Consider the following 20,140-nt stretch of genomic DNA (forward strand, 5'->3'; position numbering starts at 1 on the left):
GGCGCCTGGTCAGACCGGCGTGACCGGCACACCGCCCGACGCCCTGCCGAGCAGGGTCAGCCGTACCGACCCGGGGCCCGACAGCGTGGTGAACTCCGAGAGGACCGCCAGCGCCAGGGTGTTGGTGCCCCGGGTGCGCAGGATGCCGTTCGGCAGGACGAAGGTGTGCTGCGGGCCGACGTTGTTGATGTACTGGCCCATGTTCCAGCCGTTGAGGAAGATCTGCGCGCGGTAGGCGCGGTACGGGTCGTCGTCCAGGGTCAGGCCGACCGACGCGTCGACGTCGGCCGGCACCGACAGCCGGAACGTCGTCCGGTACCAGGTCACGCCCTGGTACCGCACCGCGCGCGGCAAGGCGACCCGCTCCCAGTCCCGGTCCCGGAAGCCGGGCAGGTGCCAGCCCTCCCGCTCGCCGTACAGGCCGCCGTTGTTCATCGGCCCGCGCACGGGGTCGGCGGGGCCCGCGCCCTGGATGCGCCACCGCACCCGCGGCGAGGCCCCCTTGAAGGTGACCGCCGTCAGACCCCGCGCCGCCTTGTGGGTGTCGAGCGCCTTGCCGTCCTGGTCGTGCTGCATGCGCCGGACGAGGACCGACAGGACGTGCCGGCCGGGGGAGCGCAGCCGCTCCCGCACCGGGAAGACCGCCGTCTCCGCCCAGCTGCCCTTGCGGATGGTCACGTTCTTGTCCGGCACCGGCATCCGGTGGGTGCCCAGCGGCTCGCCGTCCAGCCAGGCCATCAGCAGGCCCTGCGTGCCGGTGCTGTAGGCGAGCGAGACCTCCTCGACACCGGTGGTGCCGGTCAGTTCACCCCGGTACCAGACGTCCCCGTAGTGGAAGCCGTAGTCGTCCGCGAAGAGGACCGGCCGGCCGTCCGGGACCGCCGTGGTGCTGTACGACGACGTCTTGTCCGCCACCGTCCAGGACGAGTCGTCGAAGCCCGGCCCCGCCTCCGGGTTCTCCCTGCGCATCCGCCAGCCGCCCAGCTCCGGCAGCCGCACCTCGGGCACGTCCGGCAGCATTCCGGTGGTCAGCAGGCTGCCGGAGAGCGTGGCTCGGGTGGGCAGCTTCCGCCCGTTCCAGACCAGGGTGTCGATCCCGCGCGGGCCCCACACCTCCATGCCGGTCCGCTCCACGACGTCACCGGTCAGGTGGACCTCCGAACCGCGCAGCTCCGCGTGCCGCAGCAGTGCCGGGCCGTAGACGAGGAGGGTCCCGGACGGGGTGTCGTACGGGAAGAGGCGTACGGCGGTGGCGTCGTCGGCGAAGAGCAGCAGCAGCGGGGTGTCCGTCCCGCCCCCGCGCACCAGCACCCGGGTCAGCCCGTCCTGGCCGAGGGGGGCGTTCACATGGAGTTCGTTCCGGTCGTAGGCCCAGCCGGCCTCCGGGTCCAGCCGCTGCGCGGAGGGCTCCTCCGGGCACTTCAGCACCAGCTCGGCCATCTCCTCGCGACGCCCGGCGAACACGGCGATGTCCTGCCGGCCCGCCGTCAGGACCGTCATGGGCGCGACGGTGGCGTACTTCAGGGTCCGCCTGCCCAGCGGCAGCCCGGTGGTGAGCAGCTTGGCGTCCTTGCCGGGCACGGTGACCCGCAGCCTGCCGGCATCGGTGGGCAGTTCGGTGGTGACCGGGTCGGCGCCGTCGTTGCGGGCGACGTACACGTGGGTGCCGGTGTCCGGGTTGGTCAGGTGGTAGACCTTCAGCCCGTCGGCGCTCACGTCCGCCGCCCGGTCCAGCTTCGCGAAGTCGGGTACGCGCTGGAGCAGATGGCCCAGCTGGTGCATCGGGGCGATCTTGTCCGTGACGTTCCGGCCCTCGTCGATGGCGGCGCCGTAGTCGTACGACGTGTAGACGACCGGCGCGGGCAGCCAGCCCCACGATGTCCCCCCGAACGTCATGTACACGTTGTGCAGGGTGAGCCCGTTGGCGAGGTTGGTCAGGTAGAAGCGCCGCTCGTACGCGGCGTCCCGGGTGCGCCGCGCCTCGGCGTAGCCCTTGCCGTCGAACCACGCCCCGCCCCACGGATCGAACCAGCCGCCCCCGAACTCGGGCACGAACCCGGGCGTGGTGGGGGAGGCGGTGGCCCCGCCCTTCGCCCCGCCGGGACCGTAGTGTCCCCAGTCCGGCGGGGTCTGCGACGGCGAGGGGTACCCGTCGAACCCGTACAGCCAGCCGCCCCTCTCCCCGCCGGTGCCGAACGACCCCGGCACCCAGTACCCGTTGCGCCCCTTGTCGTTGTGGAACAACGGGACGTCGATCCCGTCGCCGCGCACCTTCCGGTACAGGTGGGACATGTAGTTCCGCCCGGTGGCCTCGTCCACGTGGGCGTCGTACTCGTTCTCGATCTGGTACAGCAGGATCGTGCCGTTGCCCTGCGTGAACAGGTGGCGGCGGGCGATCCGGTTCACCCGGGTCAGCCACTCGTCCACGTGCGCCAGGTAGACCGGGTCGTCGGTCCGGGCCGTGCCCCTGGTCGCCGTCAGCCAGCCGGGGAAGCCCCCGCCGTCCACCTCGGCGTTGATGTAGGGGCCGGGGCGCAGGATGACGTACAGCCCGGTCTCGGCGGCCGTCCGCAGGAACAGGTCCAGGTCCCGGACGCCGCTGAAGTCGTACTCGCCGGGCGCGGGGGAGTGGTAGTTCCAGGCCACGTAGACGCTCACGGCGTTGTAGCCGTGCGCCCGCATCTTCTGCAGCACGTCCCGCCACAGGGACGGGCTCGGCAGCCGGAACGGATGCATCTCGCCGGACCACACCGCCAGCCGCCGCCCGTCCACGAGCAGCGAGTACCGGTCGTACCCGATGGTGTGCCGCTCGCCGTCGGCGCTCGGCGGCAGCGGCGCCGGGCCGGTGGGCGCACTGCTGCCCGCGTACGCGGACGGCGCCCCGGGGCCGCCGCTGCCGCCCAGGGCGAGACCGAGCGCGGCGGAGCCGGCCAGGGCACTGAAGGTACGTCTGCTGAGCGCCAAGGTGGGTCCTCCCGGGCGGTCCTACGGGGGCGCGGTCCGGCCATTCTCCCCACGGACACACCCCCGCGACGGACCCACGAGGATCTCGGCACGGGCGGATTACGCGGTACGGGCGGTACTGGAGCTGGCCGTACGGCAGGGTAACGGCCCCGTGAAGGCAGGAGAAATCGCCATCGTGCGGGGGAGCTTCCGCACAAGGTCCCGCAAGGTCCCGCGAGGGCACCCGTCAGGGGGAACGCCGGTCCCCCGGCCGGCGCACCGGCGGGTTTCCCCCGCGCGCGTCCGTCGTTAGGGCGGGCATGATCAAGAAACTCGCCTGTGTCACCGTCCTGACGACCGCTCTCCTGGCCGCCGCCGCCTCCGCCGAAGCCGGCACGCGCCCCGCGCCGCACACCGCCGTCCCCGGCGCCGCCCTCCTCGACGGCGTCCTCGGCTCCCTGGAGATCGGCCACCCGGCCACGTCCCTCAGGACGGTTCTCCCCTCGGGCGTCCGGGGCGAGTGAACGGCACGACCACCGCGGGCGCCCGGACCGCCGGGCGCCGCGCGCACGGCGGGAGTGCGTGAAAACCCCGCTGTGAATGGCCGGAGTCCGCTCTCCCGGCGCCGGGCCGGGCTCCCTACGCTACCCACGCCTCCACGCTCCGTCCACATCGGACACACAGTTCCTTCAAACTTGAACGGCTCGTACTACTCGAACGGCTGAACGACTGAACGGCCCGGAGCGGATGCGGCGGGAGGCGAACCCCCCACTCGACAACCGGGAGAAACCATGGCTGGTGGAGTCCTGCTGAGCGGCGCCGTGGCCGCTCTCCTCACCACCGCACTGCCCGCCCAGAGCCCCTCCTCCGTCTTCGACGACCCGCCCCCGGACAAGATCGTCATCGACGTGGCGACGGTCAACGGCTCCGGCTGCCCCGCCGGTACGGCCGCCGTGGCGGTCTCGCCGGACAACACGGCCTTCACGGTCACCTACAGCGCCTACCTGGCCCAGGGCGGCGGCACCTCGGACCCGACGGCCTTCCGCAGGAACTGCCAGCTCAACCTGGTCGTCCACGTCCCGCAGGGCTTCACGTACGCGATAGCCAGCGCCGACTACCGGGGCTTCGCCTCGCTCCAGCGGGGCGCCACGGGCACGCAGAAGGCGTCGTACTACTTCCAGGGCTCGTCGAGCACCGTGCCCAGGACCCACCCGTTCAACGGCCCCTACAACGACGACTGGCAGGCCACCGACTCCACCGACTGGGCCCAGCTGGTCTGGGCGCCCTGCGGTGTGCTGCGCAACTTCAACATCAACACCGAACTGCGCGTGAGCGCAGGCACCACGGCGCCCGACAAGGTCAGCTTCATGACGATGGACTCGACGGACGGGGACATCAGTACGGTGTACCACTTGGCCTGGAAGGAGTGCGGCTGAGAGGTGGCCGTCGGCCGGCCGCCCCGGCCAGGGGCCCGCGTCAGACGGCCGCCTGGCCCGTCCCCGCCGCGTTCGGCCAGCTCTGCGCGTTGGGCCAGCCCGTCGCGGGGGCCGGGGTCAGGCCGGCGGCCGGGGCCGGAGCCGTCATCCCGCGGACCTGGGCGGCGGTGAGCCCGCCCCGGGCCGGCACCCCGGGCGGGGTGGGAGCGACGGCCGCGGGGGCCATCGGTGCCGGAACCGGAGCCGGTACGGGAGCCGGTACCGGGGCGGGGACCGGCGGCACGGCGGCAGGTACCGGGGCGGGGACCGGCGGCACGGCGGCAGGTACGGGCATCACGGCCGCCGCCGGAACCGCCGGAACCGCCGGGGTCGGTGGCGGGGCTGCCGCCGGCATCGGCATCCCGCTGCCGGGCGGGGCCACGGCGGCGGGGAGCGGCATGCCGGTGCCGGCGGCCGGTGCGGGGCCGGGCGCGGTCAGCCGCATCCCGGCCCCGTTGGTCTCGCTGACCAGCCGGTCGACCGCCGCCGTACCCGAGCTGTAGCCGGTCCCGGTGCCCGGCCCGGGTACGGCGGCTCCCCTCCCGGACCCGTAGAGCACCTGTTCCAGGCCGGACACCAGGCGACGCACGTCGACCTGGGGGCGCACCACGAGCCGCAGGAAGCGGCTGGAGGATCCGATCTTGTTGCCGCACTCGCGGACCAGGATCCGGTGCTCGGTGAGCATCCGGTCCCGCACCACCGTGCCCTCGGCGCCGAGCGGCAGGCGCACGAAGAGGAAGTTGCCCTGGGAGGGGTAGACGGTGAGGCCGGGGAGCGCGGAGAGATGGCTGGCCATCTCCAGCCGGTCGCGGCGGACCTGCGTCAGGCTCCGCGCGTACTCGGCGCCGTGCTCCTTCAGCATGAACACCACGTGCTCGGCGAAGGAGTTGAGGTTCCACTTCGGCAGCATGGAACGGACCTTGCCCGCGAGCGCCGGGTTGGCGACGAGGTAGCCGAAGCGGATGCCGTGCAGGCCGAAGTTCTTGCCGAGGCTGCGCAGGACGATCACGTTGGGGCGGAGCATGGCCTCCTGGACGACGCTCGGCTCGGCCTCCGCGTCGGCGAACTCCAGGAAGGACTCGTCCACGATCACCAGGTCGAGGTCCGCCATGGCGTCCATGAACTGCACGATCTGCTGCCTGCGCAGGAAACCGCCGTCGGGGTTGTTGGGGTTGCAGATCACGGCCACCCGGGTGCCGCGGGCGCGGATGAAATCGGCGTACTGGCCGAGGTCCAGGGCGAAGCCGTTCGCCTCCTGGAGGGGGAACATGTCGACCCGCTTGCCGGTCTCCATCGGCTGGTCGGTCCAGCGGCCGAAGGTGGGCACGGGGACGGCCAGGGACTCGCGGACCAGCAGGTGGTCGATCCAGGTGATCAGCTCCGTGGATCCGTTGCCCATCGCCACGCACTGCGGCGGGAGCCGGAGCAGGTCGCACAGCTCCGCGGTGACGGTGTCGGCGCCGCTCGGGTAGTACGTGACGATCTCGCGCAGCCGGGCCGCCATCTCCTCGAACATGGCGGGCGTCGGGAAGTACGGATTGCACGGAATGCAGAAGTCCACCGGGCCGGTCCCGTCGCCGCCCTCCCGCGTCAGCGCCGCCATGGAGGGGCTGTGCGCGGCGGTGCCGCGGAACAACGAGGTGACGTTGCCGGCCAAGGGAACCTCCGTCGAAGGGCGGCCCGTGCGGGGGAGCACGGGCCGCCCTTCGATACGCAGGCGGCGGCGGTGGCGTTCAACTCGCCGCCGGTGTGAGCCGGTTCACGCTCCGAAGGTGTGGAGGGTCGACGTCCGGTACGTCCGCCCCGGCCGCAGCACCGTCGACGGGAAGTTCGCGTGGTTCGGCGAGTCCGGGAAGTGCTGCGTCTCCAGGCACAGGGCGTCGCCCTGCCGGTAGGTGCGGCCACCGGTGCCGGTGAGCGTCCCGTCCAGGAAGTTGCCGGAGTAGAACTGCAGGCCCGGCTGGTCGGTGGCGATCTTCAGGGTGCGGCCGGAGCGCGGGTCGCGCAGGGTGGCGACGTGCTCGGGCCTCGCCGTGATCCCCTTGTCCAGCACCCAGTTGTGGTCGTACCCCTTGGCCAGGACCTGCTGCTCGTGGCCCGCCCGGATGTCCCGGCCGACGGGCTTGGCGTGCCGGAAGTCGAACGGGGTGCCCGCGACCCCGGCCAGCTCGCCGGTGGGAATCAGGCCGGAGTCGGTCGGGGTGTAGCGGGAGGCGGCGATCGTGAGTTCGTGGTCCTCGATCGTGCCGCTGCCCTCGCCGGCCAGGTTCCAGTAGACGTGGCTGGTGAGGTTGACGACGGTGGCCTTGTCGGTGGTGGCCGCGTAGTCGATGCGCCAGTCGCCGTGCCGGGTGAGGGTGTACGTGACCGTCGTCCGCAGCGTGCCCGGGTAGCCCATCTCGCCGTCGACGCTGGTGTAGTGCAGGTGCAGCCCGACGTCGGAGCCCTTGACGAACGGCTCGACGTCCCACACGTGCTTGTCGAAGCCCTGGGCGCCGCCGTGCAGGCTGTTGTCGCCGTCGTTCACGGAGAGCTGGTACGCCGTGCCGTCCAGCGTGAACCGGCCCTTGCCGATGCGGTTGCCGTACCGGCCGATCAGCGCGCCGAAGTACGGGCTCTTCGCCACGTAGTCGGCGACGTTGTCGAAGCCGGCCACGACGTTGGCGTACCGGCAGTGCCGGTCGGGCAGCTCCAGGCTCTGGACGATGCCGCCGTAGGACAGCACCTTCAGCCGGGTGCCGCCGTTCTCCAGCGACCAGCGGTACACCTTCGTGCCGTCGGCGAGGGTGCCGAAGAGTTTCCTCACCGGCTTCCTTCCCGAGGCGGCTTCGGCGGTGCCGCCCAGGGTGGTGGCGGCGATGCCCGCCGCGGCTGCTCCCGCGATGACCGTGCGTCTGTTCAGTTCCATAGGTGCGGCTCCGTTTTCTGGGCGCTTACGAACCGGACTTGCGCTTGTTCCACACGTCGAACCCGACCGCCACCAGCAGGGCGAGGCCCTTGATGACCTGCTGCCAGTCGGTGCCGACGCTGAGGAGGTTCATGCCGTTGTTCAGCACGCCGAGGACGAGACCGCCGATGATGGCGCCGAGGACGGTGCCGACACCGCCGCTCATGGACGCGCCACCGATGAACGAGGAGGCGATGGCCTCCAGTTCGAAGTTGACGCCCGCCTTCGGCGAGGCCGCGTTCAGCCGGGCGGCGACCACCAGACCCGCCAGGGCCGCGAGCACGCCCATGTTCAGGAAGACGTAGAAGGTGACCTTCTTGTCCTTCACGCCGGACAGCTTGGCCGCCGGCAGGTTGCCGCCGATCGCGTAGATGTGCCGGCCGAAGACGGCGTTGCGCATGACGTAGCCGTAGCCGACGACCAGCGCGCCGAGGATGATCAGCACGATCGGGGCGCCCTTGTAGCTGGCGAGCAGCAGGGTGACGACGAGGATCGCGGCGACCAGGGCGGTCAGCTTGAGCAGGAACAGCCGGGTCGGCAGCACGTCCAGGGAGAACTCCTGCTGGCGGCGGCGGTCCCGGAACTCCTGCCACACCACGGCCGCGATCAGGACGAGCCCGAGCAGCAGGGTGAGGTTGTGGTAGTTGGTGTCCGGGCCGACCTCGGGCAGGAAGCCGTTGCCGAGCTTCTGCAGACCGTCCGGGAACGGGCCGAGGGTCTGGCCCTTGAGCAGGATCTCGGTGAGGCCGCGGAAGAGGAGCATCCCGGCGAGGGTGACGATGAACGACGGTATGCCGAGATAGGCGATCAGATAGCCCTGGACCGAGCCGGCGACCGCGCCGACCACCAGGCACAGCACCAGCGCGACGGGCCAGGAGATCCCGTGCTGCACGGTCAGTACGGCCGCGAAGGCGCCGACGAACGCGGTGAGCGAGCCGACCGACAGGTCGATGTGCCCGGCGATGATCACCAGCATCATGCCGATCGCGAGGATCAGGATGTAGCTGTTCTGCAGCACCAGGTTGGAGACGTTGCGCGGCAGCAGCAGGTCCCCGTCGGTCCAGATCGCGAAGAGGACCACGATCAGGCCGAGCGCGATCAGCATGCCGTACTGGCGCATGTTGCGGCGCAGACCGGCCAGCACCAGGCCGAGCAGTCCCCCGTCGGCGGCCGGTCCGCTGCCGCCCGGCGGCGCGGGGGCCGGGCTCTTGGCGGTCACATCCGTGCTCATCGCGTTACCTCTTTGTCCTTCGTCATATGGCGCATCAGCACTTCCTGCGTGGCCTCGGCCCGTGGCACCTCACCGGTCAGCCGCCCGGCGGCCATCGTGTAGATGCGGTCGCACATGCCGAGCAGTTCGGGCAGCTCGGAGGAGATGAAGACCACCGCCTTGCCCTGGGCGGCGAGCTGGTCGATGACCGTGTAGATCTCGTACTTGGCGCCCACGTCGATGCCGCGGGTCGGCTCGTCGAGGATCAGCACGTCGGGACCCGCGAAGATCCACTTGCTGAGGACGACCTTCTGCTGGTTGCCGCCGGAGAGCTTGCCCACCGGCTCGAAGACCGTGGGCGCCTTGATGTTCATGGACTTCCGGAAGCCCTCGGCGACCTGCCGCTCCTCGTGCTCGTCCACCACACCCCGCTGGGCGACCTTGTCCAGCGCGGTCAGCGAGATGTTCCGGTTGATGGTGTCGATGAGGTTCAGGCCGTAGTGCTTGCGGTCCTCGGTGACGTACGCGATGCCGTGCCCGATCGCCTCCGCCACGGTCTTCGTACGGATCTCCGTGCCGTCCTTCAGGACCGTGCCGGCCGCGTACCGGCCGTAGGCCCGTCCGAAGACGCTCATCGCGAGTTCGGTGCGGCCCGCGCCCATCAGGCCCGCGATGCCGACGATCTCGCCGCGGCGCACGGTCAGCGACACGTCGTCCACGACCTTGCGCTGCTGGTCGATCGGGTGGAACACGGTCCAGCCGCGGATCTCCAGCGCCGGTGCCGCACCCTCCTCCGGCTGGTGCGGGGTGCGCTCGGGGAAGCGGTGGTCGAGGTCGCGGCCGACCATGCCGGCGATGATCCGCTCCTCGGTCGTCTCCGGCGCCTTCACGTCGAGGGTCTCGATGGACCGCCCGTCCCGGATGATCGTCACCGAGTCGGCGACCTTGCGGATCTCGTTGAGCTTGTGGGAGATGATGATCGAGGTGATGCCCTGGTTCTTCAGTTCCAGGATCAGGTCGAGGAGCTTGTCGCTGTCCTCGTCGTTCAGGGCCGCCGTCGGCTCGTCCAGGATCAGCAGCTTCACCTGCTTGGACAGCGCCTTGGCGATCTCGACGAGCTGCTGCTTGCCCACGCCGATGTCGGCGACCCGGGTCTCCGGGTGCTCGTCCAGACCGACCCTGCGCAGCAGCGCGGTGGCGTGGCGCAGGGTCTCGCGCCAGTTGATGAGTCCGCGCGTGGCGTGCTCGTTGCCGAGGAAGAGGTTCTCCGCGATGGACAGATGCGGCACCAGCGCCAGTTCCTGGTGGATGATGACGATGCCGTGCTGCTCGCTCGCCCTGATGTCCTTGAACTGGCAGGTCTTCGACTCGAAGAGGATGTCCCCCTCGTAACTGCCGTACGGGTGGACGCCGGAGAGCACCTTCATGAGGGTGGACTTGCCGGCGCCGTTCTCCCCGCAGATGGCGTGGACCTCGCCCTGCCGGACGGTCAGGGTGACGTCCGACAGCGCCTTGACACCGGGAAAGGTCTTGACGATCGAGCGCATTTCCAGGACGGGTCCCGCCATGGTCGTGCCTTCCAATCCGTAGGAGATGGGCGGGTTACTTGAGGTCGCCCTCGGTGTAGTAACCGCCGTCGACCAGCACCTGCTTGTAGTTGCTCTTGTCGACGCTCACCGGCTGGAGCAGGTAGGCGGGCACGACCTTCGTCCCGTTGTCGTACGTCTTGGTGTCGTTGACCTCGGGCTTCTTGCCCTTCAGGGAGTCGTCCATCATCGTGGCGGCGACCTCGGCGAGCTTGCGGAGGTCCTTGTAGACGGTCTGCGTCTGCTGACCGGCGATGATCGACTTCACCGAGGCCAGCTCGGCGTCCTGGCCGGTGATGACGGGCAGCGGCTTGCTGCCCGAGCCGTAGCCGTCCGACTTCAGGGCGGACAGGATGCCGATGGAGATGCCGTCGTACGGCGACAGGACCGCGTCGACCCGGCCGCTCTTGTAGGCGGAGGTCAGGACGTCCTCCATGCGCTTCTGCGCGGTGGTGCCGTCCCAGCGCAGGGTGACGACCTGGGTCAGCTTGGTCTGCCCGGACTTGACCACCAGCTGCTTCTTGTCGATGTACGGCTGGAGGACGCTCATGGCGCCGCCGAAGAAGTACTTGGTGTTGTTGTCGTCGTTGGAGCCCGCGAACAGCTCGATGTTGAAGGGGCCCTTCTTGCCCTTGTTCAGTCCGAGCTTGTCGACGATGTACTGGCCCTGGAGCTTGCCGACCTTCTCGTTGTCGAACGAGGCGTAGTAGTCGACGTTCTTGGTGCCGAGGATCAGCCGGTCGTAGGAGATGACCGGGATGTGCGCGTCCGCGGCCTCCTGAAGGACGTGGCCCAGGGACTTGTTGTCGATCGCCGCGATGATCAGGCCCTTGACGCCCTGCGTGATCAGGTTCTCGATCTGCGAGACCTGGGTCTCCGGGTCGTCCTCGCCGTAGACCAGCTTGGTCTTGTAGCCCTTGGCCTGGAGGTCCTTGACGACGTTCTTGCCGTCGGAGATCCAGCGCTCGGAGGACTTGGTCGGCATGGCGATGCCGATGGTGGCGCCCTTGACGTCGCCCGCCTTCTCCTTGCTGCCGCCCTCGCCGCTCTGACCGCAGGCGGTGAGGGTGAGGGCCAGCGAGGCGGCTCCGGCTATGGCGGCGAGTGCGGCTCTGCGGTTGCGCATCTGGGATCAGTCCTTGTCGTTCTCGTCGTTGAGAGGAGCGGAGGTGCGAGGTGCGGGTGCTTCCACGGGGAAGCGGTGGAGCGTCCCGGGCAGCCGGGAGCCGAGCGGCGCCATGTCGCCGTCCGCGCCGTGCCGGGCGAGCAGGTCCAGGGCGAGCCGGCCGCGCCGCACCCGCTCCCGGGCGGTGTCCAGGGTCACGTCCCGCAGGTGGGTGCCCCACGGGTAGATGCCGGGGGCCTTGGACAGACCGAACTTCAGGTAGAGGGGTGCGCCACGCCGGATCAGCTCGGCGACCTCGTACATCCGGACGTAGCCGCCGAGGTCGTCGGGGGCCTCGATGTACATGTCCATGGGGGCGCCGGAGACCCGGCGGATCTCGGTGAGGTGGTCCAGCGTCAGGTCGCTGGGCACGTTGACGGAGTCGGCGCCGAGCCGCTCGTAGACGGCGTACGAGGCGGGGTTGACCGGGCCGATGAGCGCCGAGACCTTCAGCGTGGTGTCGGCCGGGATGATCCCGGCCTGGCGGGCCCGGTGCAGGGTCCACAGCACGCCCTCGTCGGCGACCAGCAGGCACTTGACGCCCAGTTCGGTGGCGCGGACGGCGTCCTCGACGCAGCCGGCGACGGCGTCGTGGCCCCGGGCGCGCAGTCCGGCCCCCCGGGAGTCGGACCGCACCGAGCCGCCGATGTCCCAGGTGCCGCGCGGGCCGGTGAACAGGCAGAGCTCGATGTCGCGCTCGTTCGTGGCGTCGACCATCTCGGTGATCTCGGCGTCGGTGAGCATCCACACGCCGCTGCCCTGGCTGATCCGGTGGATCGGCACATCGAGGCGCGAGGCCTCCTTCAGGACGACCGCCAGCGCTTCGGGACCCTCGCACGAGGGGATCTCGGTGCGCCAGCGACCGCCGCCCGGGAAGGTGCGGGCGGAGGCGTCGGCGGGGTCGAGGGCGGGCGCGCCGAGGCCGAGCGCGGCGAGCACCTGCTCGCCGGGCCTGCGGGCTGCCGGGGCGGAAGCGTCGGTCACAAGCTGTCCTTAGGGTGCTGGGTGTTCGGTATTTCGGACAAGGTTCGCGGCTCCGGGTACGGAAGAGCGCTGGGCGTACGCCGGTCGGGGCGTCGTCAGGTCACGCCCCGGCCGGCGTACGGTCAGGGGCGGAGCAGCACCTTGCCCACCTTGGGATCGCCGGCCCCCACCAGCTCGATGGCCTGCGGGAAATCGGTCAGCGGCACCTCGTGGGTGACCAGCGGCAGCGGGTCCAGCAGCCCGGCCCCGAAGACCCGCACGGTGTGGGCCCAGGCGTCCGGCGGTGCCCCGAAGACGGTGTGCACCTCCAGCTGCCGCACGACGAGGTCGGTCGGGTCGAGCCCGTCCGCGCCCGGCGCCGGGATCCCGGTGAGGACCAGCCGGCCGCCGCGCCGCAGCAGCGCGGCGGCGGTGCGCGCGGCGGACGCCGACCCGGCGGTCTCGATCACCACGTCGAAGTCGCCGGGCAGCTCCTGGTCGCGCAGCCGGAAGTCGCTCGCCCCGAACCGCCGGGACAGTGCCTCCCGGTCGTTCCGCGTGCCCACCACGAGCAGCTCCGCCGGCGAGACCGCCTTCAGGAACTGCACGGCGAACATGCCCAGCGTGCCCGTGCCGACCACCGCGACCCGCTCGCCCGGCCGGGCGTTCGCCTTCAGCGCGGCGGCAGCGACGCAGGCGGCCGGCTCCAGCAGGGCGGCGGCGGTGAGGTCGGCGTCGTCCGGCAGGACGTGCAGCAGCCGGGCGGGCAGGGTCAGCGTGGCGGCCATGGCGCCCGGCTGGGTGAAGCCGGTCTCCTCGTACCCGGCCGAGCACAGCGTGGTCTCGCCCGCGTGACAGCGTTCGCACACCTGGCAGTTGCGGAAGCCCTCGCCGACGACCTTGCGGCCGACGAGCGAGCCGGGCACCCCGGCGCCCACCGCCGTGACCGTCCCCGACCACTCGTGCCCGGGCGTGAGCGGATAGCGCACGTACCCTTCGGGCCGGTTGCCCTGGTACACCTCGCGGTCGCTGCCGCAGATGCCGGCCGCGTGCACCGCGACCAGCGCCTCTGCGGGACCGGGCCGCCGGGGCGTGTGGGCCTCGACCCGGTACACCCCCGGCGCCTCGACCAGGACCTGGGAGCTCACTTCGTGCCCTTCGGCCTGCGCTGCTCCCAGCCCTCGGCCCACAGGTCGAACCGGGCCTGCTGCTGCGGGAACTCCGCCGCCGCGTCGACGTCCAGCTCGACGCCGAGCCCCGGCGCGTCGGAGAGGTGGAAGCAGCCGTCCTCCGGGTTCACCTGCGGGGCGCCCTTGACCACCTTCTTGATCTCCGCGTCCGCGAAGTCGTTGAAGTGCTCAAGGATCTTGAAGTTCGGGGAGGTGAACCCGACCTGGAGCGAGGCGGCGGTGAGCACCGACCCGCCCACGTTGTGCGGGGCGACGAGCATGTAGTGGGTCTCGGCGGTCGCGGCCAGCTTCCGGGTCTCCCAGATGCCGCCGAGGTGGCCGACGTCGGGCTGGATGATGTCGACCGCCTGGCTGTCGAACAGCTCGCGGAACTCGATCCGGTCGTGGATGCGCTCACCGGTGGCCACCGGGATGTCCACCTTGGCCGCCACCTTCTCCAGCGCCTTCAGGTTCTCCGGCGGCACCGGCTCCTCCAGCCAGGCCGGCTTGAAGGGCGCCATCTCCTTGGCCAGCCGGACGGCGGTGGCGGGGGAGAAGCGGCCGTGCATCTCCAGCATCAGCTCCGCCTCCGGGCCGATGGCGTCCCGCACGGCCTCGATGAGCGAGACCGCGTACACCGTCTCCTGGTGGTCCAGTTCGAAGTGCCCGGTGCCGAAGGGGTCGATCTTCAGCGCCTTGTAGCCGCGCTCCATGACCCCCCGCGCGGCCTTGTGGTAAGCCTCCGGGGTCCGCTCGGTGGTGTACCAGCCGTTGGCGTACGCCTTGACCTTGTCGGTCACCTTCCCGCCGAGCAGCTGCCACACCGGCACGCCCAGGGCCTTGCCCTTGATGTCCCAGCAGGCCATCTCGACCACCGCGATGCCGGACATGACGATCTCCCCGGCCCGGCCGTAGTCGCCGTACTTCATCCGGCGCACCAGGTCCTCGACAGCGAACGGGTCCGATCCGAGAATGTGGTTGGCCTCGGCCTCCCGCAGATAGCCGATCAGCGCGTCGGTGTGCCCGAGCATCCGGGTCTCGCCGACTCCCGTGATGCCCTCGTCGGTGTGCACCTGGACGTAGGTCAGGTTGCGCCACGGCGTCCCGACCACGTGCGTGCTGATTCCGGTGATGCGCACGGCAGTTGCCCCTCAGCTGTTCGAGATTTCGTCACACGTTCGAAATGTTGGCGTGACAGTAAGGACGGTCCGGCGGGGGTGTCAATGGGTCGAACAGGTAACGGTTTCGGCAAGGCTTTCGAGAAGTCTTTCGACCCCGCACCAAACCTTCACAACGACGCCTGGAACCGGAACCTCGCGGACTTTAGTCTTCCCGCGTCATGAACTACTGCCTCCCGTGCCGACGGCACCTCAACGGCGCCCTGGCCTGCCCGGGGTGCGGTACTCCGGCCGACCGGCTCGCGACTCCGACGGCGGCGCCGGACGCGCTCGCGCACGAGCAGGGGGACGGGCACGGGGCCGCGCTGACACCGGCGGCGCACGAGCAGCCGTACGAGCCGTACGAGCAGCCGCGCGAGGAGGCGCCAGGCGGTTCGCACGCCCCCGGGGAACCGGAGCCGGCGGAAGAACCGGAACCGGCTCGGGCGGGGGCCGGCGAAGCGGACGAGGCGGAGGCCGACGACGCGGGTGACGACGGGGGCGCCCCGGCCGGCCGGCGGGCCCGGGGCGGGGCCGAGGGCAGCCGCCGCGACCGCAAGGCCGCCGCACACCGCCGAAGACGCCGCCGTACCGTCCTGGTCGCCGCCGGGTTCGTCCTCGCGGCGGGCGGCCTCAGTCTCGCCGAACTGGGCACGGACGCGCCCTTCTCCCCCTTCTCCGGCGAAGCCCCTGCCCCGGCCGGGGACACCTCGGCGGACGGCGGCGCTGCCTCCGTCGCGCCGGACCGCACCGTGGGCCCGACAGGCGCCACGTCCGGCGCCACCCCCCGTGCGGGCGAGTCGGCCTCCCCGGACGCCTCGGCCTCCGCCTCCCCGTCGCAGTCCCCGAAGGACACGGACTCCGCTTCCCCCTCCGCCACGCGGAGCGGCACCGCGCAGCAGTCGGCCACGACGAGTGCCGGTGCGACCCCGGTGACCCCGGCCGCCCCGGCGCCCAGCCAGTCGTCCGCCACCCCGACCGCGGCCCCGACCACCTCCTCGCCCTCGCCCGAGCCGTCGCCCACGAAGACCTGTGACCGCTTCCTGTGGTGGTGCAGATGAGGACGTCCGCGGGCAGGTGAGTGCCCCGCCCGGGGTGCGGCTCCGTCCGTGTGTACGTGAAGCACGCCCGGGCGCGTCCCCGCCACCCCGCGCCATCGGCCATCCGGGGTATCCATGACACCCCCCGGCCCTCCGGGGGGTTGAGTCGAACGGGCACGTCTCGCCGTACCGGTCTCGGGAACGCCCGGCGTCGCGGGGGGCGTCGTGCCGAGGGGGAGCAGCGAGCAGCGGATCGGCCGAGGAGAGCGGATGACGCAGGAGACCACCGTCCAGGGCACGGTAGCCGAGGGCTTCGAGCCGGTACGCGAGGAGTTCGCCGCCTTCGTCGCCGGGGAACGGGAGGACTACGAGGGCCAGTTGTGCGCGTACGTCCGCGGACGGCGGGTCGTGGACCTGTGGGCGGGCGCCGGGGTCACCGGCGACTCGCTGTACGCCCTCTTCTCGGCCACGAAGGGCGCGGCCCACCTGGTGGTGGCGCTGCTCGTGCAGGACGGCACCCTGGAGCCGGACCGCAAAGTCACCTACTACTGGCCGGAGTTCGCCGCCGAGGGCAAGGGCGCGCTGACGCTGCGGGACCTGCTCGCGCACCGCGCGGGGCTGGTCGGCACCGACACCGGGTTCCGTGCCGACGAGCTGGCCGACGACCGGGTGATCGCCGAACGCCTCGCCGACCAGCGGCCGTTCTGGCGGCCGGGCACGGCGTTCGGCTACCACGCCCTGGTCATCGGCGCGTTGACCGGCGAGGTCGTCCGCCGGGCGACGGGCCGCACGCTCCAGGAGGTGTACGAGGAGCGGGTCCGTGCCCCGCACGGCCTCGACCTCCACCTGGGTCTGCCCGAGGCGCACGAACCGCGCTTCCGCACCGTCCGGCCGATGCTGCCGACGCCCGCGCAGCAGGCGCAGCTCGACGCCGTGCCGACCGGCCCGCACACCCTCGCGTCGATCGCCTTCAACCGGCACGGCGCGGAGCCCACCGGCCTGGAGAGCCTGCCGAACGAGCGGCTGATCCGCGCCCGGGGCCCCGCCTCAGTGGGCGGGATCGGCTCGGCACGCGGTCTCGCGGGCATGTACGCGGCGATGATCGGCGAGGTGGACGGCAGGACGCCGCTGCTGAAGGGCGACACACTGGCGGAGTTCGCCCAGATCCACTCCACGGGGTACGACCTGGTGACCCGCGCCCACACGTCCTTCGGCCTCGGCTTCCAGGCGGTCGCCGACACCTCGTACCCGTTCCTGGGCGCGGGCACGCTGGGCCACGGCGGCACAGGCGGCGTGCAGGCCTTCGCGGACCCGCACGCGGGCATCGCCTACGGCTACACGAGGCGCAGGTTCGCGTTCCCGGGCGCGCCGGCACCCGAGAACGACAGGTTCGCGGCGGAGGTCCACAGGGCGGCGCTGGCCGGCTGAGGAGCCCCCCGGGGGGGGGCGTGGGCACCGCTCGCCGGAGGGCAGCCGCACCCCACGTCCAAGGATGCGGCTGCCGATGTGAGGAACGACGGAGGTCAGACCAGCGTCACGCTGATGTTCCCGCGCGTCGCCTTCGAGTAGGGGCAGACCTGGTGGGCCTTCTCCAGCAGCTTCCGCGCGGTGGCCTCGTCGGTGTTCGGGATGACCGCCGAGATCTCCACGATGATCCCGAAGCCCTCGTCGTTCCTGCCGATGCCGACCCTGGCGGTGACGGTGGACCCGGACACGTCGGCGCCCTCCTGCCGGGCCACGACCCCCAGCGCCCCCTGGAAGCACGCGCTGTAACCGGCGGCGAACAGCTGCTCCGGGTTGGTCCCGGCTCCGCTGCCGCCCATCTCCTTCGGCGGGTTGACGACGACGTCGAGTCGGCCGTCGTCCGTGGCGACCCGTCCGTCGCGGCCGTTCTCGGCGGTGGCGACGGCGGTGTACAGGACGTCGGACTGCGTGATGGGCATGCGGTTGTCTTCCTCCTCGGCCGCCGCGACTCGCGCCCACGATCGCGACGGATTCCGGAAAGAAGCTACCGCATGCCGGAAACCACGGGAAGGCCAGGGCCTCTCGTCCGGAAGACGCCGGCTAGAGCTTGACGACCATCTTGCCGATGTTGTCGCCGCGCAGGACCCCGAGGAACGCCTCCAGGTTGTTCTCGATGCCCTCGACCACGGTCTCCCGGTACTTCAGCGCGCCCGAGGCGACCCAGGGGCCGACCTCCTGGACGAACTGCGGCTGGAGGTCGTAGTGGTCGCCGACCAGGAAGCCCTCGATCCGGCCGCGCGTCTGGATCAGCCGGGCCAGGTTCTTCGGGCCGGGCGCGGGCTCGGTGTTGTTGTAGACCGAGATCATGCCGCAGACGGCGATCCGGCCGCCCTGGTTCAGCGAGCCGATCGCGGCCTCCAGGTGGTCCCCGCCGACGTTGTCGAAGTAGACGTCGACGCCGTCGGGCGCCGCCTCGCGCAGCTGCTCGGCGACCGGGCCGTTCTTGTAGTTGAAGGCCGCGTCGAAGCCGTACTCGTCCAGGAGCAGCCTGACCTTCTCGTCGGACCCGGCCGAGCCGATGACCCGCGAGGCGCCCTTGAGCCTGGCGATCTGGCCCACCTGGCTGCCCACGGCCCCGGCGGCGCCCGACACGAACACGCTGTCGCCCTCCTTGAAGGAGGCGGTGCGCAGCAGGCCCGCGTAGGCGGTCAGGCCGGTCATGCCGAGGACGCCGAGGTACGCCGACAGGGGAGCGGCCTCCGGGTCGACCTTCACGGCGTTCTTCGCGTCCACGGCCGCGTACTCGCGCCAGCCGGAGAAGTGCAGGACGTGGTCGCCGACGGAGAGGCCCTCGGCGCGCGACTCGACCACCTCGCCGACCGCGCCGCCCTGCATGACCTTGCCCAGCTCGAAGGGGGCGGCGTAGGACTTCGCCGCGCTCATCCTTCCGCGCATGTACGGGTCCACGGAGAGGTACTTGTTCCGCACCAGCACCTGACCCTCGCCCGGGGTCGGGACCGGCGCCTCGACGAGGGCGAAGTCCTCGGGCTTCGGCCAGCCGACGGGTCGGCTGAGCAGGTGCCACTCGCGGTTGATCATGACGGAGCCTTTCGTGTCACTGCAATTACTTCAGTACCTGAAACAACCATGCCCCTGAATATTTCATGATGTCAAGTAACCGGGTATCCTGGAGGGCATGTCCCACCCATCGAAGACCCACCGCCCCGACCCCCTGACCATGGAAGTGGTCGAGCTGATCGGTGACGTCGTGGCCCGTTTCTACGCGGACTACGAGGAGGCGGCGGGCGAGCACGCGCTGACCGGCCCGCAGGCCAGGCTGCTCAGCCTGCTCTCGCTGGAGCCGCTGCCCATGCGCAAGCTGGCCCAGAAGCTCAAGTGCGAGCCGTCGAACGTCACCGGGATCGTGGACCGGCTCGAGTCGCGCGGCCTGGTGGAGCGCCGCCCCGACCCGGCCGACCGCCGGGTCAAGGTCGCCGCCGCCACCGACGAGGGCCGCCGGGTGGCCCGGGACCTGCGCGAGGGCCTGCACTTCGCCCGCGAGCCGCTCGCCGCGCTCACCGACGACCAGCGCCGCTCCCTGCGCGACCTGCTCCGCCGCATGCTCGACGCCTGAGACCCGGCCCGGCCGGGCGCCGGCCGGCCCCCGCCGCCACCGGCCAACCGCGCTGTCACACCCAGCCAGTAGAGTCCTCGCCATGCGTGATCTCGGGGTGGGTTTCGGGTATCTGCTCAAAGGCCAGCGATGGGTGGCCCGGCACGGGCGGAGCTACGGCTTCGGGCTGCTGCCCGGACTGATCACGCTGGTGCTGTACGCCGCCGCGCTGGTCGCGCTCGCCGTGTGGGGCGCCGACGCGGTCACCTGGGCGACCCCGTTCGCCGACGACTGGTCCAGCCCCTGGCAGGGCCTGTTCCGCGGCTTCCTGACGGCCGTCCTCTTCGCCCTCGGCCTGCTGCTGGCCGTGCTGACGTTCACCGCCGTCACCCTGCTGGTCGGCCAGCCCTTCTACGAGAACCTCTCGGAGAGGGTCGACGCCGACGTCTCGCCCGACGGCACCGCCCCGCGGTCGGAGCTGCCGCTCTGGCGCGAGCTGTGGATCTCCGCCCGGGACAGCCTGCGCGTGCTGGTGCGGGCCGGCCTGTGGGGCGTGCTGCTCTTCGCCCTCGGTTTCCTGCCGGTCGCCGGGCAGACCGTCGTCCCCGTGATCGGCTTCTTCGTCACCGGCTTCTTCCTCACCGAGGAACTGGCCGCCGTGGCGATGCAGCGCCGGGGCGTCGACCTGCGCGCCCGGCTCACCCTGCTCCGCTCCCGCAAGACCCTCGTCTGGGGCTTCGGCACGCCCCTGGGCCTGGCCTTCCTTGTCCCGTTCGTCGCGGTGTTCCTGATGCCGGGCGCGGTCGCGGGCGCCACGCTCCTCGCCCGCGACCTGCTGGGCGAGGAGAACGGCGGGGACGGTGCCGACGCGCCCCGGACGCAGGACGTCAGCCCCTGACCGGGACGCT

The 20,140-nt window shown here is 71.4% G+C and carries 17 protein-coding genes and 1 pseudogene; 7 read left to right on the top strand and 11 right to left on the bottom strand.

The features are described from left to right. Positions 1-9: 9 nt before the first annotated feature. Positions 10-2,964, bottom strand: coding sequence for a beta-galactosidase (locus tag LG395_RS27290; RefSeq protein ID WP_225811557.1), 2,955 nt, complete (start codon positions 2,962-2,964; stop codon positions 10-12). Between the two features lie 82 nt (positions 2,965-3,046). Here LG395_RS27290 and LG395_RS27295 point away from each other — a divergent pair. The 3 genes and pseudogenes from LG395_RS27295 to LG395_RS27305 all read left to right on the top strand — a co-directional run. Beyond that, a pseudogene (locus tag LG395_RS27295) lies at positions 3,047-3,174 on the top strand (transcriptional regulator); the annotation flags it as partial. An 89-nt stretch (positions 3,175-3,263) separates the two neighbouring features. Continuing rightward, on the top strand, positions 3,264-3,467 hold the full coding sequence (locus tag LG395_RS27300) for a hypothetical protein (protein ID WP_171156654.1): 204 nt from the start codon (positions 3,264-3,266) through the stop codon (positions 3,465-3,467). 267 nt (positions 3,468-3,734) lie between these two features. Beyond that, positions 3,735-4,379 (top strand): DUF4360 domain-containing protein, encoded by a 645-nt coding sequence (locus LG395_RS27305; protein ID WP_225811558.1) that lies wholly within the window; start codon positions 3,735-3,737, stop codon positions 4,377-4,379. 40 nt (positions 4,380-4,419) lie between these two features. Here the strand turns inward: LG395_RS27305 and LG395_RS27310 are convergent, their stop codons facing one another. From LG395_RS27310 to LG395_RS27345, 8 genes are all read right to left on the bottom strand, one after another. Then, entirely contained in the window at positions 4,420-6,075 is a 1,656-nt protein-coding gene (locus tag LG395_RS27310; protein WP_225811559.1) for a pyridoxal phosphate-dependent aminotransferase, read from the bottom strand. 102 nt (positions 6,076-6,177) lie between these two features. Beyond that, complete coding sequence (locus LG395_RS27315; RefSeq protein WP_225811560.1) at positions 6,178-7,326, bottom strand: aldose epimerase family protein; 1,149 nt, start codon at positions 7,324-7,326, stop codon at positions 6,178-6,180. A gap of 25 nt (positions 7,327-7,351) precedes the next feature. Beyond that, on the bottom strand, positions 7,352-8,596 hold the full coding sequence (gene mmsB, locus LG395_RS27320; protein ID WP_171156661.1) for a multiple monosaccharide ABC transporter permease: 1,245 nt from the start codon (positions 8,594-8,596) through the stop codon (positions 7,352-7,354). Beyond that, a complete protein-coding gene (gene mmsA / locus LG395_RS27325) occupies positions 8,593-10,143 on the bottom strand; it encodes a multiple monosaccharide ABC transporter ATP-binding protein (protein ID WP_171156663.1) in 1,551 nt (516 codons plus the stop codon). Before mmsA ends, mmsB begins: the two co-directional genes overlap by 4 nt. 34 nt (positions 10,144-10,177) lie before the next feature. Next, the gene (gene chvE / locus LG395_RS27330; protein WP_171156665.1) at positions 10,178-11,287 is read right to left on the bottom strand and encodes a multiple monosaccharide ABC transporter substrate-binding protein; all 1,110 of its coding nucleotides are present in this window, start codon (positions 11,285-11,287) and stop codon (positions 10,178-10,180) included. A gap of 6 nt (positions 11,288-11,293) precedes the next feature. After that, a complete protein-coding gene (locus LG395_RS27335; RefSeq protein WP_171156666.1) occupies positions 11,294-12,310 on the bottom strand; it encodes a hypothetical protein in 1,017 nt (338 codons plus the stop codon). Positions 12,311-12,432: 122 nt separating this feature from the next. Then, the gene (locus tag LG395_RS27340) at positions 12,433-13,437 is read right to left on the bottom strand and encodes a zinc-dependent alcohol dehydrogenase (protein ID WP_225811561.1); all 1,005 of its coding nucleotides are present in this window, start codon (positions 13,435-13,437) and stop codon (positions 12,433-12,435) included. Continuing rightward, the gene (locus LG395_RS27345) at positions 13,434-14,597 is read right to left on the bottom strand and encodes a mandelate racemase/muconate lactonizing enzyme family protein (protein WP_171156670.1); all 1,164 of its coding nucleotides are present in this window, start codon (positions 14,595-14,597) and stop codon (positions 13,434-13,436) included. Before LG395_RS27345 ends, LG395_RS27340 begins: the two co-directional genes overlap by 4 nt. Positions 14,598-14,797: 200 nt before the next feature. Between LG395_RS27345 and LG395_RS27350 the strand changes: the two genes are divergently transcribed. Next, entirely contained in the window at positions 14,798-15,676 is an 879-nt protein-coding gene (locus LG395_RS27350) for an SCO2400 family protein (protein WP_225811562.1), read from the top strand. A gap of 249 nt (positions 15,677-15,925) precedes the next feature. Further along, positions 15,926-17,083 (top strand): serine hydrolase domain-containing protein, encoded by a 1,158-nt coding sequence (locus LG395_RS27355; protein WP_225811563.1) that lies wholly within the window; start codon positions 15,926-15,928, stop codon positions 17,081-17,083. 95 nt (positions 17,084-17,178) lie between these two features. On the opposite strand, the gene LG395_RS27360 is transcribed toward LG395_RS27355, so the two are convergent. Beyond that, a complete protein-coding gene (locus LG395_RS27360; RefSeq protein ID WP_171156676.1) occupies positions 17,179-17,598 on the bottom strand; it encodes an organic hydroperoxide resistance protein in 420 nt (139 codons plus the stop codon). Between the two features lie 121 nt (positions 17,599-17,719). Next, positions 17,720-18,718, bottom strand: coding sequence for an NADP-dependent oxidoreductase (locus LG395_RS27365; RefSeq protein WP_225811564.1), 999 nt, complete (start codon positions 18,716-18,718; stop codon positions 17,720-17,722). Positions 18,719-18,815: 97 nt separating this feature from the next. Between LG395_RS27365 and LG395_RS27370 the strand changes: the two genes are divergently transcribed. Both LG395_RS27370 and LG395_RS27375 read left to right on the top strand, forming a co-directional pair. Beyond that, positions 18,816-19,253, top strand: coding sequence for a MarR family winged helix-turn-helix transcriptional regulator (locus LG395_RS27370; RefSeq protein WP_171156679.1), 438 nt, complete (start codon positions 18,816-18,818; stop codon positions 19,251-19,253). Between the two features lie 82 nt (positions 19,254-19,335). Then, entirely contained in the window at positions 19,336-20,130 is a 795-nt protein-coding gene (locus LG395_RS27375) for an EI24 domain-containing protein (RefSeq protein ID WP_171156681.1), read from the top strand. The last annotated feature ends 10 nt before the right edge of the window (positions 20,131-20,140 follow it).

The organism is Streptomyces spinosus, from assembly GCF_020400655.1.
Classification (GTDB): Bacteria; Actinomycetota; Actinomycetes; order Streptomycetales; family Streptomycetaceae; genus Streptomyces; species Streptomyces argyrophylli.